General features: G+C 73.7%; 14 protein-coding genes and 1 pseudogene. 10 read left to right on the plus strand and 5 right to left on the minus strand.

What is annotated here, in order from left to right:
* Positions 1-175 precede the first annotated feature (175 nt).
* From OG617_RS21490 to OG617_RS21500, 3 genes are read right to left on the minus strand one after another with little or no spacing between them, the layout of a single operon-like run.
* A complete protein-coding gene (locus OG617_RS21490) occupies positions 176-1,492 on the minus strand; it encodes a DNA-processing protein DprA (protein WP_405094823.1) in 1,317 nt (438 codons plus the stop codon).
* Entirely contained in the window at positions 1,402-2,922 is a 1,521-nt protein-coding gene (locus OG617_RS21495; protein ID WP_405094824.1) for a YifB family Mg chelatase-like AAA ATPase, read from the minus strand. Before OG617_RS21495 ends, OG617_RS21490 begins: the two co-directional genes overlap by 91 nt.
* A gap of 15 nt (positions 2,923-2,937) precedes the next feature.
* Positions 2,938-3,297, minus strand: coding sequence for a YraN family protein (locus OG617_RS21500; protein ID WP_396669834.1), 360 nt, complete (start codon positions 3,295-3,297; stop codon positions 2,938-2,940).
* Between the two features lie 346 nt (positions 3,298-3,643).
* On the opposite strand from OG617_RS21500, the gene OG617_RS21505 reads away from it, so the two are divergent.
* The 8 genes from OG617_RS21505 to OG617_RS21540 all read left to right on the plus strand — a co-directional run bounded on the left by OG617_RS21505 (position 3,644) and on the right by OG617_RS21540 (position 12,984).
* Positions 3,644-4,867, plus strand: coding sequence for a hypothetical protein (locus OG617_RS21505; protein WP_405094825.1), 1,224 nt, complete (start codon positions 3,644-3,646; stop codon positions 4,865-4,867).
* A gap of 204 nt (positions 4,868-5,071) precedes the next feature.
* A complete protein-coding gene (rpsB, locus tag OG617_RS21510) occupies positions 5,072-6,037 on the plus strand; it encodes a 30S ribosomal protein S2 (RefSeq protein WP_405094826.1) in 966 nt (321 codons plus the stop codon).
* A 134-nt stretch (positions 6,038-6,171) separates the two neighbouring features.
* Positions 6,172-6,999, plus strand: a complete 828-nt coding sequence (gene tsf / locus OG617_RS21515; RefSeq protein ID WP_405094827.1) for a translation elongation factor Ts — start codon at positions 6,172-6,174, stop codon at positions 6,997-6,999.
* A 160-nt stretch (positions 7,000-7,159) separates the two neighbouring features.
* A complete protein-coding gene (gene pyrH, locus OG617_RS21520; RefSeq protein ID WP_396675755.1) occupies positions 7,160-7,927 on the plus strand; it encodes a UMP kinase in 768 nt (255 codons plus the stop codon).
* Positions 7,928-8,008: 81 nt separating this feature from the next.
* On the plus strand, positions 8,009-8,566 hold the full coding sequence (gene frr, locus OG617_RS21525) for a ribosome recycling factor (protein ID WP_396675753.1): 558 nt from the start codon (positions 8,009-8,011) through the stop codon (positions 8,564-8,566).
* 371 nt (positions 8,567-8,937) lie between these two features.
* Complete coding sequence (locus tag OG617_RS21530) at positions 8,938-10,314, plus strand: phosphatidate cytidylyltransferase (RefSeq protein ID WP_405094828.1); 1,377 nt, start codon at positions 8,938-8,940, stop codon at positions 10,312-10,314.
* Between the two features lie 104 nt (positions 10,315-10,418).
* A complete protein-coding gene (gene rlmN / locus OG617_RS21535; protein ID WP_405094829.1) occupies positions 10,419-11,570 on the plus strand; it encodes a 23S rRNA (adenine(2503)-C(2))-methyltransferase RlmN in 1,152 nt (383 codons plus the stop codon).
* 31 nt (positions 11,571-11,601) lie between these two features.
* A complete protein-coding gene (locus OG617_RS21540) occupies positions 11,602-12,984 on the plus strand; it encodes a DivIVA domain-containing protein (RefSeq protein ID WP_405094830.1) in 1,383 nt (460 codons plus the stop codon).
* Between the two features lie 108 nt (positions 12,985-13,092).
* On the opposite strand, the gene OG617_RS21545 is transcribed toward OG617_RS21540, so the two are convergent.
* Positions 13,093-13,314 (minus strand): DUF2631 domain-containing protein, encoded by a 222-nt coding sequence (locus OG617_RS21545; protein WP_396675747.1) that lies wholly within the window; start codon positions 13,312-13,314, stop codon positions 13,093-13,095.
* 340 nt (positions 13,315-13,654) lie between these two features.
* Here OG617_RS21545 and OG617_RS21550 point away from each other — a divergent pair, with 340 nt between their 5' ends.
* Positions 13,655-15,217 (plus strand): Rieske 2Fe-2S domain-containing protein, encoded by a 1,563-nt coding sequence (locus OG617_RS21550; RefSeq protein WP_405094831.1) that lies wholly within the window; start codon positions 13,655-13,657, stop codon positions 15,215-15,217.
* Between the two features lie 66 nt (positions 15,218-15,283).
* On the opposite strand, the gene OG617_RS21555 is transcribed toward OG617_RS21550, so the two are convergent.
* Entirely contained in the window at positions 15,284-16,885 is a 1,602-nt protein-coding gene (locus tag OG617_RS21555) for a phytoene desaturase family protein (RefSeq protein WP_405094832.1), read from the minus strand.
* Positions 16,886-17,115: 230 nt separating this feature from the next.
* On the opposite strand from OG617_RS21555, the pseudogene OG617_RS21560 reads away from it, so the two are divergent.
* Positions 17,116-18,278: pseudogene (locus tag OG617_RS21560) on the plus strand (alkaline phosphatase PhoX).
* Positions 18,279-18,358 lie beyond the last annotated feature (80 nt).

The raw sequence follows: 18,358 nt of genomic DNA on the forward strand, positions 1-18,358 counted from the left end.
GCCACCCAGACAGCACGGCGGGCCGACGGGGCGACCCGGCGCGCGGCGCTGCCTGCGCGACCACGACGTGCAGCTCCGCTTCGAGGGCGACTGAGCGGTGCGGCTGGCCCCACGTCCGCGACGACGCCGACCGGTCGCGCCAGGAGCCGACGCGCGGACCGGCCCGGCCGGTCCGTCACGGCGGCGGGTCCGCGATGGAACCGGAGACGCGGGCCGGAGAGGTGCCGGGAGCGCCAGCCGGGTGGGTGACCAGCGCGTACCCGTCGTCGCGGCGGCGCACCATGCCCAACTCCTCCAGCAGGGAGAGCTTGCGCAGGGCGGTCCGGAGGTCCACACCGGCGCGGGCGGCCAGTCGGTCCACGTCGACCGCGCCGCGCCGGGGCATCGACTCCAGCACCAGCGTCGCCTCGTCGTCGAGCAGGTCCCGGGGGCGTTGCGGTGCGCGGGCCGGTGGTGCCAGGTCGGCGCCGATGCGGCCCACCTCCTCCAGCACGTGCGGCACGCCGGTGACCAGCCTCGCCGACGGCTGCTCGCGCAGCAGTTCGTGGGCGCCCACCGACATGGCGGAGGTGACCGGACCGGGCACCACCATCGGGCGCCGGCCGACCGCGAGGGCCCGATTGAACGTCTGGGTCGCGCCGCTGCGCGCCGCCGCCTCCACCAGCACCGTGCCCAGCGTCGCCGCCGCGATCACCCGGTTGCGGATGAGAAACCGGGGACGGAACGGCTCGGCGCCCGGCATCCACTCGCTGACCAGCAGCCCGGTCTCGGCGATCCGGTCGAACAGGGCCGCGTTGCCCATCGGGTAGGGCTGGTCTATCCCGCAGGCGAGCACCGCCACCGTCAGCCCGCCGGCGTTGAGCGCGCCCCGGTGCGCCGCGGCGTCGATGCCGAAGGCGCCTCCGGAGACCACCGTCCAGTCCCGGTCGGCCAGCCCGTAGCCGAGCTCGGTGGCCACGTGCATGCCGTAGCCGGTGGCGGCCCGGGCGCCGACCACCGCGACCGACCGGTCCAGCGCCTCCCGGAGCGGCCAACCGCCGCGCGTCCAGAGGCAGAGCGGGGGAGCGGTCTCGCGGTCCACCCGCCGGTGGCCGCCCGGCAGGACCATCCGGCGCAGGTCCTCGACTCGGGGCGGCCATTCCTCCTCGTCGTCGGGGGTGACGATCCGGGCACCCAGCCGTTGCGTACGGGCCAGGGCGTCGGCCGCCACGGCCCGGGCGTCCCCCTCCCGGGACCGGGCCGCCACGGCGGCGCGCAGCCACTCCTCGGGCGCCCCGCCGTCGAGCAGCAGGTCCAGCGTGGCCGCCGGGCCCAGCTCGCCGACCAGCCGGTGCACCGACCGGGTGCCGGGCTCGGCGAGCCAGGTCAACGCCACCCGGGCCAGCAGGTCCTCCTCGGTGTTCACGCCGCGTCCCCTGTCCTGAGCTGAATGGCCTCCCGGACGTCGTCGGAGTGCGGCCGGTCCCGCCCGTCGAGGTCGGCGACGGTCCATGCCATCCGGATGATCCGGTCGAAGCCGCGCGCCGACAGCGAGCCGGAGTCGAGCCGGCCGCGCAGCTCGCGGGTGTCCCGTTCGGGCAGCCGCCAGGGTGGACGGCGCAGCCGGGGACCGGGGACCTCCGCGTTGACCCGGCAGCCGGTACCCGCCCAACGCTCGGCGCCGGCCCGGCGGGCGGCGGCCACCCGGGTCGCGACGGCGGCCGACGGCTCCTCGGCCATCGTCGCCTCCATCAGCTCCGCCGCCCGCAGCGGCGGCAGGGTGACCTGCACGTCGATCCGGTCCAGCAGCGGGCCGGAGAGCCGGCCGAGATAGCGCCGGCGGGCCAGCGGGGAACACTCGCAGTAGATGTCCCCGGCCGGCTTCGCGCAGGGGCAAGGGTTGGCGGCGAGCACCAGTTGCGTCCGGGCCGGGTACTCGGTGCCACCCCGGCTGCGGGCGAGCAGCACCCGCCCGTGCTCCAGCGGCTGGCGCAGCGCTTCCAGCGAACCCCTGCCGAACTCGGGCGCCTCGTCGAGGAAGAGCACCCCGCGGTGGGCCAGCGACACCGCGCCGGGGCGGGCCAGCCCCGACCCGCCGCCGACCAGCGAGGCCACCGTAGCGGTGTGGTGCGGCGCCTGGAACGGCGGCCGGCGCAGCAGCCGGCCGCCCGCCGGCAGCAGCCCGGCGATCGAGTGCAGCGCGGTGACCTCCAGCGCTGCCTCGTCGTCCAGCTCGGGCAGGATGGACGGCAGTCGCTCGGCGAGCATGGTCTTGCCGGCCCCGGGCGGCCCGAACAGCGCCAGGTGGTGCCCGCCGGCGGCGGCCACCTCCAGGGCACGTCGGCCCAGCGCCTGCCCGGCCACGTCGGCCAGGTCCGGCCCGTCGGGGCCGTCGGACGGCGCCGGGGCGGGCGGCTCGATCAGCGGCGTGCCGTCCCGGACGAACTCGACCAACCGGTGCAGCGTGTCCACGGCGCGGACCCGGATGCCCGGGACGACTGCCGCCTCGGCGGCGTTGTCGGCCGGGACGATCACCCGTTCCAGGCCGGCCCGCGCCGCGGCGGCCACCATGGGCAGCACCCCACGCACCGGCCGGACGGTGCCGTCGAGGCCCAGTTCGCCGAGGACCACCACCCGGTCCAGCGCCAGCAGCGGCAGCTCCCCGGAGCCGCCGAGCAGCGCCACGGCGATCGCCAGGTCGAAGGCCGAGCCGAACTTCGGCATCGTGGCCGGAAGCAGGTTGAGCGTGATCCGCCGGTTCGGCCACCGTTGGCCGGAGTTGACGACCGCGGCGCGGACCCGGTCGCGCGCCTCGTGCAGGGCGGTGTCGGGCAGCCCGGAGATGACCACGGCCGGCAGCCCCGGCGCGAGGTCAGCCTCCACCTCCACCACGTGCCCGGCCACCCCGACCAGGCCGACGCAGAGCACCTTCGCGTAGCTCACGCCTGGCCGCCCATCTCAGAACGCCCCCTTGAGGTGCTCGACCCGGGCCGCGCCCGCGTCGGGCAGCTCGACCGACAGCACGTCGAACCGCACCTCGTCAGCGGTGGTGCGGGTCTCCGCGAGCCAGCGGGCGGCCAGCCCTCGCAGCCGTCGAGCCTTCGCCGGTACGACGGCCTCGGCCGGCGTGCCGAAGTCGGCGGTGCGTCTCGTCTTCACCTCGCAGAAGGCGAGCACCGCGCCGTCCCAGGCGATGATGTCGATCTCGCCGGCCGGGCAGCGCCAGTTCCGGGCGACCGGGCGTAGCCCCGCCCCGATCAGGTGTCGGACGGCGCACCGTTCCCCGTACGCGCCGACCGCCTGGTTCCGCTTCGTCATGCGTCGCACCATGCCGGGCCCGGCAGCCCGCCCGGGGGGAGCCTGTGGACGACGGGGCCGCTGTGGACAACCGGACGATCATGCCCCTTGCGTGCTATGGGCGACCCTGTCGTCGGTGTCCGTGACGGGGCGAGGACGCGGGTCCCGCGCGAGGTTCGGCACGTGCCCACGTGACAGCCACCGCCGCGGTGACGTCACTGGCCGTCGCGCACGCCGCGCCGGACGGCGTCGCGCAGGCCCGGCCTCCCGGAACGTCCGACCCGCCGACCCGGGGCGGCGGGTGCCGTTCGGGGGAAGCCGGCATCCGGATGGCGCGGGGGTACGACTGTCACATACGGTGCCCGTCGTGAACGCACGACGGAGCTTTCCCGATGATCAGGAGTCGAGCTGGTACCCCGGCGAGCGCGGGTACGGCGAGCCGGACTGGCGCCCGCCGGGCGACGACCGCTATCCAGCGGACGAGTTCCGCGTCGCGGACCAGCGCGGGGACACCGGTGAGCGACGCTATGACGAGCTGACAGACCCGCCCGTCGGCCGGTACGCCGAGGCTGGGCGGCACGGGGCGGACGATGCCTTCGGGCTCACCAACACCGACACGGACGGTTACCGACCGTCACGGTCGAGGAGGGCAGACGCCGGCTCGTTCGGGGTGTCGGTGGACGATCTCGCCGCAGAGCGGGAGGCGCGCCGGGCGGCCCGGGCGGCCGAGGCGGGGCTGTCCGCCGGGTCGCGGGTCGCGGACCCCGCCCCGCCGGCCAGCCAGCACTCCGTCGCGTTCCCGCCGCCTGCCGGCGAGCGCGCCGTCGAGTTCCCGCTGACCGTCGGCCAGCGTCCCACACCGGTCTCCGGTGCCCCGTACGACGCGGTCCCCCGGGACACCCCGCCCGAGCCGGACCCGCTCGGCGCCGACCCGGCCGGGCGCAGGTCGGAGCCCAGCCGTCCCCTGCCGCTCGGTGGCTACCCGATCGTCGACCCGAACCGCCCCGGGGAGCCGGACCACCCGGGCGGGGCGGCCCGGGGCGCGGGCCTCGGCCCGGCGGCTGAGGCGGGGCGCTCGGTCGAGGCGGGACGTGGGGCCGAGCCCGGACGTGGGGCCGAGCCCGGACGCGGGGCCGAGGCGGGACCGGTGGCCGGGTCGCCGCACTCGCTGGAGATGCCGACCGGACCGATGCCCTCCGTGGCCGCCCGACCGGATCTGCCCCTGCCGAGCCTGGACCCGGCGTACGCCCCGGACGGGCTGCGCCGCCCCGGCCCGCCGCCGTCCGACGGCGTCTACCGGACCCGCCGCCCGGCGCTGGCGGTGCTGATCGCGCTGCTGGTGGCGGTCTTCGAGGTTCCGGCCCTGCGGGTGCTGCGGCACGGTGTCCTCGGCGACCCGCTTTCCGCCGCCGACGTCGTGGTGGGCATCTTCCTGGTCGCCGGGATGCCGATCTTCGGCGTCGGGCTCTACGGGCTGCGCACGGGCGGCCTCGCGCTCGCCGACGGCAGCCGGGGCTGGCTGCGCCCGCCGACGGCGTACCTCACGGTCGGCTTGGTGCTCTTCGTCGCCGCGGCCCTCGCCGCCCGCTGACCGGCGGGCCGCGCAGGCGCGTACACTGGTCGACTGGCGACCGCCGCACGCGGTCGACCTCGCGCGCCCTCCCCACGTCCGTCGTGGGGCGACGGCCTCCCTGGTCCCGATCTCGGTCGGGCCCGCCATGGCCGGCGACCAGGCGCCAGGACGCCCGGCCACCGGCCGGGCGTGACAACCAGGGATCTTGAGGAGTACCCCACCATGGCCGTCGTGACCATGCGCCAGCTGCTGGAGAGCGGTGTCCACTTCGGGCACCAGACCCGGCGCTGGAACCCGAAGATGAAGCGCTTCATCATGACCGAGCGCAACGGCATCTACATCATCGACCTGCGCCAGACCCTCGAATACATCGAGAAGGCGTTCGAGTTCGTTCGCAACACCGTCGCCGAGGGCGGCAGCATCCTCTTCGTCGGCACCAAGAAGCAGGCGCAGGAGGCCATCGCCGAGCAGGCGACCCGGGTCGGCCAGCCGTTCGTCAACCACCGCTGGCTCGGTGGCATGCTGACCAACTTCCAGACGGTGTACAAGCGGCTGCAGCGGATGAAGGAGCTGGAGGCGCTGGGTGACCTGAGCGGCACCGCCGCCGGTTACACCAAGAAGGAGACCCTGCAGCTCTCCCGCGAGAAGATCAAGCTCACCAAGACCCTCGGTGGGCTGCGGGACATGCAGAAGCTCCCGGCCGCGGTCTGGATCGTCGACACCAAGAAGGAGCACATCGCCGTCGACGAGGCCCGCAAGCTGGGCATCCCGGTGATCGCGGTACTCGACACCAACTGCGACCCGGACGAGGTCGACTTCCCGATCCCGGGCAACGACGACGCGATCCGCTCGGCCGAGCTGCTGACCCGGGTCGTGGCTGCCGCCGTCGCCGACGGCCTGATCGCCCGTTCCGGCCGTCGCCGGGGCGGCGACGAGAAGCCGGAGCCGGGCCAGGTCGGCGCCGACGAGCCGCTGACCGAGTGGGAGCGCGACCTGCTCGAGGAGCCGAAGAAGGCCGACGAGCAGCCGGTGCAGCAGGCCGAGCAGCCCGCCCAGCCGGTCGAGCAGCCCGCCCAGCCGGTCGAGCAGCCCGCCCAGCCGGTCGAGCAGCCCGCCCAGCCGGTCGAGCAGCCGGCGCAGCCGGTCGAGCAGCCCGCCGAGCAGCCGGCCGCCGCCGCCGCGGAGTGACCGCACCGCCGTTCCCCGCCGCCCGGGAAACCGGACGGCGGGGAACGGCGGGTACACCGGGCACAGCCGGCCCGGATCCGGGTAACCGGGCCCCAGAACATCCCACCCGCTGTCTCAAGACCGAAGAGAGAGTCATGTCCAACTTCACCGCTGCGGACGTCAAGAAGCTCCGCGACCTCACCGGCGCCGGCATGATGGACTCCAAGAAGGCGCTGACCGAGGCCGAGGGCGACTTCGACAAGGCCATCGAGATCCTGCGCGTCAAGGGCGCGAAGGACGTCGGCAAGCGGGCCGGCCGGACGGCCGCCAACGGCCTGGTCGCGCACTCGGGCAAGGCGCTGCTGGAGCTCAACTGCGAGACCGACTTCGTCGCCAAGAACGACGCCTTCATCACGCTGGCCCAGCAGCTCGTCGAGCACGGCGAGGGCAGCGGCGCGAGCACCGCCGAGGAGCTGCTCGCCAGCACGATCGACGGCAAGCCGGTCGCCGACCTGATCCAGGAGCAGTCCGCCAAGATCGGCGAGAAGCTGGTGCTGAACCGCTTCGCCAAGCTGGACGGCACCGTCGCGGTCTACCTGCACCGCAAGAGCCAGGACCTGCCGCCGGCCGTCGGCGTGCTGGTGGAGTACGCCGGCAAGACCGACGAGGCCGGTGACGCCGACGCCCGTGGCGTGGCCATGCAGATCGCCGCGATGCGGCCGAAGTACCTCACCCGCGACGAGGTCCCGGCCGACGTCGTCGAGGCCGAGCGGCGCATCGCCGAGCAGACCGCCCGCGAGGAGAACAAGCCCGCGGCGGCGCTTCCGAAGATCATCGAGGGTCGGGTCAACGCCTTCTTCAAGGACTACGTCCTGGTCGAGCAGGCGTCGGTCGCCGACAACAAGAAGGCCGTGAAGCAGCTGCTGGCCGAGGCCGGCATCGAGGTGACCCGCTTCCTGCGGTTCGAGGTCGGCCAGGCCTGAGCCGCCGGTCGGGCGTGACGCGCCCGCGGGCAGGGAACGTCGACGGGGAGGTCGCTGGTGTACGTGACAGGCACCGCGGCCTCCTTGTCGCATAGGGTCAGCGACGGCAGGTACGCGGTAACCGGCGCACGTGGGGTGCGCATGGGGAGGGACGGGGCGGATGACGCAGGTTGTTGGTGACCAGAGCCTGGGGGCGGACGATCCGACCGCCCCACCGCCCGGCCGGGCCCGTCGGGTGGTGCTGAAGCTCTCCGGCGAGGTCTTCGGCGGCGGGGCGATCGGCGTCGACCCGGACGTCGTGCAGGCCATCGCCCGGCAGATCGCCACCGTGGTCCGCCGCGGCGTGCAGGTCTCGGTGGTGGTCGGCGGCGGCAACTTCTTCCGCGGCGCGGAGCTGCAGAAGCGCGGGATGGACCGGGCCCGCGCCGACTACATGGGCATGCTGGGCACCGTGATGAACTGCCTCGCCCTCCAGGACTTCCTGGAGAAGGAGGGCATCGAGACCCGGGTGCAGAGCGCGATCACGATGGCCCAGGTCGCCGAGCCGTACATCCCGCTGCGCGCCATCCGGCACCTGGAGAAGGGCCGTGTGGTCATCTTCGGCGCCGGCGCGGGCATGCCGTACTTCTCCACTGACACCGTGGCCGCCCAGCGCGCGCTGGAGATCCGCGCCGATGTGGTGCTGATGAGCAAGAACGGTGTGGACGGCGTCTACTCCGCCGACCCCCGGATCGACCCGACCGCCAGCAAGTTCGACTCGATCACCTTCTCCGAGGTGCTGCGCCGCAACCTGCGGGTGGCCGACGCCGCCGCGTTCAGCCTGTGCATGGAGAACGGCCTGCCGATGCTGGTCTTCGGCGCGCAGGGCGAGGACACGATCATCCGTGCGGTGGGTGGCGACAAGATCGGCACCCTGATCACCGCCTGAGGGGCCGGCGGCCGGCGAGCGACGGTCCTCCGACACGACAGCACAGCCCACCACGAACACAAGAAGGAGGCGAGGAGACCGGTGATCGACGACACCCTCCTCGAGGCTGAGGAGAAGATGGAGCGTGCGATCGAGCACGCCAAGGAGGAGTTCGGCGCCATCCGCACCGGTCGCGCCAACGCCGCCATGTTCTCCAAGGTCATCATCGACTACTACGGCACCCCGACGCCGCTGCCCCAGATGGCGTCCATCGGGGTCCCCGAGCCGCGCATGGCGATCATCAAGCCGTACGACAACTCGCAGATCAACGCCATGGAGAGGGCGATCCGCGACTCCGACCTCGGCTTGAACCCGAACAACGAGGGCAACCAGCTGCGCATCCTGCTCCCGCAGATGACCGAGGAGCGGCGCCGCGAGATGATCAAGGTCGCCCGGCACAAGGGCGAGGAGGCCAAGGTGGCCATCCGCAACATTCGCCGCAAGGGCAAGGAAGAGCTGGACCGGCTCGTCAAGGACGGCGAGGTCGGCGAGGACGACGGCCGCCGCGCCGAGAAGGACCTCGACGACCTGACCCAGAAGTACGTCGCAAGCGTCGACGAGCTGGTCAAGCACAAGGAGACCGAGCTCCTGGAGGTCTGATCCGCGACCGGCCCTGGCCGGTCGCGTGACCTGCCGTGGCACCGGTGTGCCGCCGCCGTCGGGCGGCGGGACGCCGGTGCCTTCGTCGTCGCGGGCCGCCGCCGCGCCCCCGGTGGGGCGGCCACCGGGCCAGCTCCGGGCTTCGCCGGGCGGGGAGTCCCGTGCACCGTCGCCGCCGGTGCGGGTGGCCCATCGTCCGCCCGGTCGGGGCGGGCGGTGCAGTAGGCTCGGCACGATTCCGGCCACCACGCGGTTAACGGCCGGAACCGGCCGGCCGTCGGGCCGGCCAACCAAACGGAACAGTCGTCGTAGGGGATGGTCTTGGTCGTACGTCATGTGGTGAACCCCGTACCGCGTCCGTTCGGTGCGTGATGTCCCACCTCGACCCCTACCGCAGCGCCGATCCCCGAAGCTGGGACCGGCCGGACGCCCCTGCCGCGCTTCCCTGGCCCGACCGTGACCCCGAACCAGGGCAGTGGGCCCACAGCGCCGCCACCGACGCGTACGCGCCCTCGGCCCCCGGCACGTTCGGCGCCTCCGAGACCGATCCGATCGCGACTGCCGCGACCGGCGCGTTCGAGCCGGGGGGCCGAATCGAGCCGCGCCGGCTGGGGCCGCTCGACGCGGACCCCACCGACCCGTACGGCATCCGCCCGTTGCCCGGCGACGACGAGCCGGTCTGGCCCGGCCTCCCCGATGTCGGGGACCTGGATCGCACCGACCGGGACCGGCCGACCGGCCCTGGGTACCCCGCCGGCCTGGTCGACGAGCCCGTCGCCGGACCCGAGCCGGCCCCACCGCCGTACCTTCCGGAGGAGCCCTCCGCGACGGTGGCCGGGGGCGACGCGGAGCCGGAGCGGCCCCGGGGCCGCCGGCAGCCCGGGCGCCGACGGGCCAGCGCGCACCGTCCGCCCACCCGGCAGGCGCCGCCCAGCCGCGCGGGTCGCAACCTGCCCGCCGCGATCGGGGTGGGCCTCGGTCTCGGCACGGCCGTGCTGGTGCCACTCTTCTTCTACCTGCCCGCCTTCCTGTTCGTGCTCGCCGCCGCCATCGCGATCGGCACCTGGGAGATGGCCCGGGCGGTTCGTCGTGGCGGGGCACACCCGCCGCTGGTGCCGCTGCTCACCGGCGGCGTGCTCACGGTCGGGCTGGCCTGGTTCGCCGGCCCCGACGCGCTCAGCCTCGGCCTGCTGGTGACCGTGCTGGGCACGATGATCTGGCGGCTGGGCGACGGCCCGGGCAACTACCAGCGTGACCTGACGGCGGCCACCCTGATCGCGGTCTACGTGCCGTTCCTCGGCGGGTTCGCGGCGATGCTCGCCGCGGCGCCCGGCGACGGGCACCTGCGGGTGCTGGTCACCCTGGTCGCGGTGGTGCTCTCCGACACCGGCGGGTACGCCGCGGGGGCGAACTTCGGCAAGCACCCGATGGCCCCCTCGATCAGCCCGAAGAAGTCCTGGGAGGGCTTCGCCGGGTCGGTCACCGCCGCTGCCCTCGGCAGCGCCCTGCTGATCTGGCTGCTGTTCGACGTGGCCCCCTGGTGGGGCGCGCTGTTCGGGGTGGCCGTCTCCTGTGCGGCGGTCCTCGGCGACCTGGCGGAGTCCATGATCAAGCGGGACCTCGGCGTGAAGGACATGAGCAACCTGCTGCCCGGCCACGGCGGCCTGATGGACCGCCTCGACTCGATTCTGTTCGCGGTTCCCACCGCGTACCTGCTGCTGGCCGTGTTCGTGCCGGTGGTGGGCTGAGGCATGGATCACGCCGGGCAGCCCGCGCCGACCGCCAGGTCAGGGGCGATTCGGCACCTCCGGCCAGGTGTGTCGTCCGTTCGGCGTGGGAGACTGGGAGCGCCATGACGAGCCTTCCGCTGATTCCCGTCGCCCCGGACGCCCCCGCCGCACGCCGCGCGGCCATGCCGCCCCGCCACCTCGCTGACCTCGACCTGGCCGGTCGGCAGGCGCTGGTCACCGAGCTGGGCGAGCCGGCGTTCCGCGCGAAGCAGATCTCCACCCACTACTTCGGCCGGCTGGTCCGCGACCCTGCGGGGATGACCGACCTGCCCGCCGCCACCCGGGACCGGCTGGCCGGTGCGCTGTTGCCGACCCTGCTCACCCCGGTCCGCGAGCTGGCCTGCGACGACGGGGCCACCCGCAAGGCGCTCTGGCGGCTGCACGACGGCTCGCTGGTGGAGAGCGTGCTGATGGGCTACCCGGACCGGGTCACCGTCTGCATCTCCAGCCAGGCCGGCTGCGGGATGGCCTGCCCGTTCTGCGCGACCGGCCAGGCCGGTCTGACCCGTAACCTCTCCACCGCCGAGATCGTCGACCAGGCGGTCTACCTGGCCGGCGTGGCCGCCTCCGGCGCGGTCGCCGGATCTCCGCCGCGGCTGTCCCACGTCGTGTTCATGGGGATGGGCGAGCCGCTGGCCAACTACTCGCGGGTGATCGCGGCGATCCGCCGGCTGGTCGCCCCCGCCCCGGACGGGCTCGGGTTGTCCCAGCGGCACATCACCGTCTCCACGGTCGGCCTGGTCCCGGCCATGCGCCGCCTGGCCAGCGAAGACCTGTCGGTGACCCTTGCGTTGTCCCTGCACGCGCCCGATGATGAGCTGCGCGACGAGCTCGTGCCGGTCAACCAGCGCTGGAAGGTGGCCGAGGTGCTGGACGCAGCGTGGGACTACGCCGCCCAGACGGGGCGCCGGGTGTCCATCGAGTACGCGATGATCAAGGACGTGAACGACCAGCCGTGGCGGGCCGACCTCCTCGGCCGGTTGCTGGCCGGCAAGCTGACCCACGTCAACCTCATCCCGCTCAACCCGACCCCGGGCAGCCGGTGGGACGCGAGTCCCAAGCCGGTCGAGCGGGAGTTCGTTCGGCGCCTGCGCGCCGCCGGAGTGTCCACGACGGTGCGGGACACCCGGGGGCGCGAGATCGACGGCGCCTGCGGGCAGCTCGCCGCAGCCGAGGACAACGACACCGACGCGCCGCAGGAGGCGACGGCGTGACCGGGCGTAGCGAACGAGACCAGGAGACATAGTGGCGAGTCAGGGTCAGCGTTTCCGGCGTAAGGCGCTCCGTCGGGGCTACAAGGTCGACGAGGTGGACGCCTTCCTGGACCGGGTCGAGGCGACACTCGCCGGACAGCCGGTCGGCGCGCCCGTGGCCTCCCAGGAGGTCCACGACGTCGTCTTCCGGGTCCGCTTCAACGGCTACGACGAGTGGCAGGTCGACCTGCACCTCGACCGGGTCGAGCGGCAGCTGGCCGAGCTGGAGGAGCGCGGGGGCGTGGTCAGCCGTGGCACCGACTCCGGGATGTCCGACCGACTCGGCGCGCCGAACCGAATGGGCCCGCCGATGCGCGATGACCGTGGCCCTGTCCCGATGCATGATGACCGTGGCCCTGTCCCGATGCATGACGATCGTGGCCCTGTCCCGATGCATGACGATCGTGGTCCGGTGCCGATGCGTGGCGACCGTGGCCCTGTCCCGATGCGTGGCGACCGTGGCCCCGTCCCGATGCATGACGATCGCGGCCCGGTGCCGATGCGTGACGATCGTGGCCCTGTCCCGATGCGTGACGATCGTGGCCCTGTCCCGATGCGTGGCGACCGTGGCCCCGTCCCGATGCATGACGATCGTGGTCCGGTGCCGATGCGCGATGACCGTGGCCCCGGGCCGGTGCCGCCCCGACCGATGCCCGCGCAGGCCGGCCCGCCCGCTGACCGGTACGGCCGCTACGACGAGCCGAGCGGCGCCTTCGCCGCCGGCGGCTACGACGCCCCGCGCGGCGGGTACGACACCCCACGCGGTCCGGGCGGCCCCGGCCCGATGGGCCCCGGTGGCCCCGGCCCGATGGGTCCGGGCGGCCCTGGCCCCGGCCACGGCGGCCCCCCGCAGCGGGGCCTGCCCGCCGGGTCGGGCGGCTACGGCCCGGACGGCCGGTTCGACGGCTTCGAGGCGGGCCGGCACGGTCGGGCCGACATGACCGCCGAGATCCGGATGCCCGAGCGGGACCTGCGTGAGCTGCGCGGTCGCGGCCCGGCCGGGCCGCCGTCCCTGCCGCAGCAGCCGTTCGGTGGCCCGCCGATGGGCGGCCCGCCCCCGATCGATGGCCCGCCTGTTGGTGGCCCGCCGCCGATGGCGGGCCCGCCGATGGCCGGCCCCCCCGGCAGCGATCTCCACCGCGTGGACCAGATCCGCCGCAGCTTCGAGGTGCGCCGCTTCGGCAGCGGGTACGACCCGGAGCAGGTCGACCGGCTCTTCGACGGCATCCTCGGCGGCATGACCGGCCGAGGCCCGATGCCGGTCAATCCGAAGGACCTGGACACCCTGCGGTTCGGCCTGGTGCCCGGCGGCTACTTCGAGGCGGAGGTCGACGCGGCGCTGAAGGATGTCCAGGACATCCTCTTCGGCCGCTGACCGGCAGCCGGCGGGTTCCGACGACGACGTACGACGAGGGCCCGCCCCCTGCTCAGCAGGGTGACGGGCCCTCGGTGCCTGACGGGGTCGGCGGGCGGCCGGTTGCGGTCAGGAGCGCAGGCCGTTGCGCCGCAGCACCGCGTCGCCGATGACAACGGCCAGCAGCAGCACGGCCAGGCCGACCAGCCAGATGTCCTCGACCTTGCCCTCGTGGTTGCCGCACAGCATCGCCAGCAACGCCAGGGCGGAGAGCACCGCGCCGATCCGCCCCGCCTTCCGGTGCCCGGGCTTGTGCTGATCTGGCGACGTCACCGGCTCGCTTCCTGCCACTGTCGGTCCTTCCCTCGCGATCGGATCTCCGGTTAGTCTGGCACGCCCCGCGCCTGGCCTCGTCCGGTGGGGGTTTCCCGGTGTCCGGAACCCAGGCCCGTCTCTGGCCGGCCCGCCTGGGCCGGGCCGCGTCGGCCACAGGGCCGGGATCCCGTCCACCATCGGCCGTCGGATGCCGTCCACCGTCGGATGCCGTCCACCGTCGGGTGCCGTTCGCCGTCCGCTTCGGGTGCCGTCCGGCCCGGGCCGGACGGCACTACCGGCGTCGCGGGTTGCCGACGACACTGCCTCCGGTAGCGTTCTGACGTACACCTTGATTGCCTTTTTGAGGGAGACTGCGGTGCGAGTGACCGGTACGGGACATGCCAGTATGCGGATCGACACGGCCGCGGGCAGCATCCTGTGCGACCCGTGGGTCAATCCCGCCTACTTCGCGTCCTGGTTCCCGTTTCCCGACAACTCCCTGCTCGACTGGGAAGCCCTCGGCCAGGTCGACTACCTGTACGTGTCGCACCTGCACCGGGACCACTTCGACGCGGCGCACCTCAAGCAGTACGTGTCGAAGGACGCCACCGTCCTGCTGCCCGAGTTCCCCACCTCGGAGATGGAGGACGAGCTGCGGGAGCTGGGCTTCACGAAGTTCCTCCGGGCGCCGAACGAGCAGGTCGTCGAGCTCGACGGCGGTCTCAAGATCATGATCCAGGCGCTGACCAGCCCCACCGATGGCCCGATCGGCGACTCCTCCCTCTGGGTCGAGTACGACGGGGTCCGGCTGCTCAACCAGAACGACGCCCGCCCGACGGACCTGAGCGTCTTCACCGAGCTGGGCCACGTGCACGCGCACATGCTCCAGTTCTCGGGCGCGATCTGGTATCCGATGGTCTACGAGCTGCCGCAGTCGGCGAAGACCGCGTTCGGCAAGCAGAAGCGGGAGCGGCAGTTCGACCGCACCTGGCGCTACATCGCCGACCTGAAGGCCGACCACGTCTTCCCGATCGCCGGCCCGCCGTGCTTCCTCGACGACGCGCTGTGGCAGTTCAACGACATCCACGGCGACGAGGGCAACATCTTCCCCGACCAGTCGGTGTTCCTGTCCGAGTACGCCAAGGTCGGTGGCACCAACGGCATCGTGCTGCTGCCCGGCAGCGTCGCCGAGGTCACCACCGGCGGCGCGACGACCACCCACCCGGTGCCGGTGGCGGAGTACTTCGCGAACAAGGTGGCCCACCTGGAGGAGATGCGGGAGCGCAAGCGCGGCGTCATCGAGGCGGAGAAGGCGTCCTGGCGGCACCCCGAGGTCGACGTGCTGGCCGGGATGAAGCGCCGGATCGAGCCGCTGCTGGAGGAGTCGATCTACCTGGCCAAGGGGGTCGGCGGCCCGGTCCGTTTCGACCTGGTCGGCTACGACGGCGAGAGCGTCGAGTCGATCGTGGTGGACTTCCCGGGCAAGGAGGTGCGCCCGTACGCCGACGAGAAGGTCCGCTACCGGTTCCGCACCGACCGGGCGCTCATCGAGCACCTGCTGCACATCGGCGAGGTGGACTGGGTCAACTCGCTCTTCCTGTCCTGCCGGTTCTCCGCCGCCCGGATCGGCCAGTACAACGAGTTCGTGTACGCCTTCTTCAAGTGCCTGTCCACCGAGCGCCTCCAGTACGCCGAGGGCTGGTACGACGAGCACGAGCGGAGCACCGACGCCGAGGACGTCACCCTCGACGACTGGGTGGTGCAGCGACGCTGCCCGCACCTGAAGGCGGACCTGACCCGGTTCGGCATCGTCGAGGGCGACCAGCTCACCTGCCAGCTGCACGGCTGGAAGTTCGACCTGCCCAGCGGCCGGTGCCTGACCAGCGTCGGCCACAAGATCCGCGCCCACCGCGCCACCGCCGAAACCCCCATCCCCTGACCCGCCACCGCCCCACCGCCCACCCGTTCATGATCGACGGGGTGGGTGGGCGGCGGGGTGGACGGGTCAGCGACCCAGGTCGGCCAGGATGCGGCGGGCGGCGTTGTGGCCGGCGGCGCCGATGACGCTGCCGGCCGGGTGGCAGCCGGCGCTGCCCGCGTACACGCCGTCGATGCCGGTGGCGTAGGGCATCCGGTCGGTGAAGGAGACCGTGTTGTCGACGTGGTGGATGTGGCCGCCGGTGATGCCGAAGTGGGCCTCGATGCCGGGCGGGGGGAGCGGGACGGCGTCGGCGATCAGGTCGGCGGTGCCGGGGGCGTACCGCTCGCAGATCTCCACCAGCCGTGACACGTACCCGGGCAGGGCCTCGTCCCAGGTGGTGCCGGCCAGCTCGTAGGGGACCGACTGGACGAACAGCGCCGAGGAGTGGTGGCCGGCGGCGTCGGACAGCGACGGGTCGACGGTGGTGTGCAGGTACCACTCGATGGTCGGCTCGTCGGGCAGCCGGCCGGCCTGGACGTCCGCCCACATCGCCCGCAGCGCCGCCATCGGCGGCTCGCCCCCGCCGCCGACCAGCGACGCCGAGCCGGGCAGCAGGTGGATGGTGGAGCCGAACGGGCTCGGCGCGTCCTCGGGCAGGCAGGAGAAGCGGGGCAGCCCGGTCAGCGCCAGGTTGAGCTTGAGGGTGGTGCCGGGGCGGCGGACCGCCGCCATCCGCTGCGCCAGCGGCGCCGGCAGCGCGCCGTCGGGCAGCAGGTCGATCAGCCGGTACGGGTCACAGGCCCCGAGCACCACCGGGGCGGCCACCTCCCGGCCGTCGGCGAGGACCACTCCGCTGGCCGTGCCGCCGTCGAGGGTGATCGCGGCGACCGGCGTCCCGGTGAGGATGCGGGCCCCGGCGGCGCGGGCGGCCTCGGCGAAGGTGCGCGACACCGTCCCCATGCCGCCCTCGGCGATCATCCAGGTGCCGTCGGAGCCGGGCAGCCGGCACATGTTGTGCACGAGGAAGTTGTGTCCGGTGCCCGGGTCGTCCGGGCCGGCGTTCAGCCCGGACAGGCCGTCGGTGACCGCGTACATGCTGACCAGCAGCTCGGAGCGGAAGTCGAAGCGGGCCAGGTGGTCGGCGACCGAGCCGCGCACCAGGTCGACGAAGACCTGCCGCAGCTCGGGCCGGACGTGTCGCTCGGCGGTCTCCTCGACCGGCAGCGGCTCGGCCAGCCAGGCGGGGGCCAGGTCGTCGCGCAGGGCCGACAGCTCGGCCTGCATGGCGTCGTCGGCGGCCACGTCGGCGGGGGAGAAGAACTCCGTGAGCTGCCGCCGGGTCGCCGCGTGGTCGCTGCCCATCAGCAGGTACGGCGATCCGGCGCCGCCCGGGGTGGGCAGGAAGTAGTGCGGGTCGCGGCGCAGCACCGGGATGCGCACGTCGAGCGTGGCGAGCAGCTCCGGCGGCATCAGCCCCAGCAGGTACGACCCGGTGGAGTGGCGCAGCCCCGGCACCCTCGGGAACGGGTTCTCGGTGCGGGTCGCCCCGCCGATCACGTCGGCGGCCTCCAGCACCAGCACGTCCAGGCCGGCGCGGGCCAGCAGGATCGCCGAGACCAGCCCGTTGTGCCCGGACCCGACGATCACCACGTCGGCCCGGGTCGGCAGCTCGCCTGCCGCGCTCATGAGGCCATCACCGCTGCACTCGCCCCGCTCATGCGGTCATCACCGCTGCGCTCGCTCATGCTCGGGCAGCCTAGTGCCGCGCCGCCCCCGGCGGGAGGCCGTCGCGGGTCCCGTGCGGGCCGGGGGCGCCGGGGAGACCCGTCACCCGGCGTTCACCATCCAGTGACTAGCGTCGATGCGAAGTTGGGCCTACCGTCGGCGGGGCATCGAAACCTACCGGGAGGTAACCGATGGACCGTCGTACGCTGCTGCGCGCCACCGTCGCCGGCGGCGCCGCCTTCGCCGGCAGCCTCTGGGCCGGCGCCGCGCTCGCCGCCCCCGCCCAGCCCGGCCCGGCCCGTACGGCGAGCTGCTCGCCGCCGACGGCAACGGCATCCAACTGCCGGCCGGCTTCAACAGCAGGGTCGTCGCCCGTGCCGGGCAGCGGGTGGCCGGCACGTCGTACCTGTGGCACTGGGCGCCCGACGGCGGTGCCTGCTTCCCCGCCGGTGACGGCTGGATCTACGTCTCCAACTCCGAGGTGCCGCTGGTCGGTGGCGCCTCGGCGGTGCGCTTCCGGGCCGACGGCTCGATCGCGGCCGCGTACCGGATCCTCGGGGGGACCAACGTCAACTGCGCCGGCGGGCCCACCCCCTGGGGAACCTGGCTCTCCTGCGAGGAGGTGCCGCTGGGCCGGGTCTTCGAGACCTGGCCGGACGGCAGCCGGGCGGCCGAGGACCGGACCAGGATGGGCCGGTTCACCCACGAGGCCGCCGCCTGCGACCCGGACCGGCGGGTGGTCTACCTGACCGAGGACGAGGACGACGGCTGCTTCTACCGCTTCGTCCCCGACACCTGGGGCGACCTGCGCACCGGGAAGGTGCAGGTGCTCTGCGCCCCGGCCGACCAGGTGACCGGGCCGGTGACCTGGCGGGACCTGCCGGACCGGGACGGCTTCCCGGTACCGACCCGCCGGCAGGTCGACGCGGCGAAGCACTTCGACGGCGGCGAGGGGTGCTGGTACGACCGGGACACCTGCTGGTTCACCACCAAGGGAGACAACCGGGTCTGGGCGTACGACGCGGTCAACCAGCGTCTCGACCTGGCGTACGACGACTCGCTGGTGCCGGCGGGGGCCGCGCCGCTGACCGGCGTGGACAACATCACCGGCACCGTCGGCGGGGACCTCTACGTCGCCGAGAACGGCGGCAACATGGAGATCAACGTGATCACCTCGGCCGGCGTGGTCACCCCGTTCCTGCGCCTTCTCGGCCACTCCGCTTCGGAGATCACCGGCCCGGCGTTCTCCCCGGACGGGTCACGCCTCTACTTCTCGTCCCAGCGCGGCACCTCCGGCAGCTCCACCGGCAGCGGCGGGATCACCTACGAGGTCTCCGGCCCCTTCCGACCCTGACCCTCAGCCCGGTCGGCGGGTGCGGCGGGTGAGCGTCACGACAGCACGGGCCGCAACGGATTCGACGCCCGGTGGCTCCC

The sequence above is a fragment of the Micromonospora sp. NBC_01412 genome (genome assembly GCF_045040215.1).
In the GTDB taxonomy this organism is placed as follows: domain Bacteria; phylum Actinomycetota; class Actinomycetes; order Mycobacteriales; family Micromonosporaceae; genus Micromonospora; species Micromonospora rubida.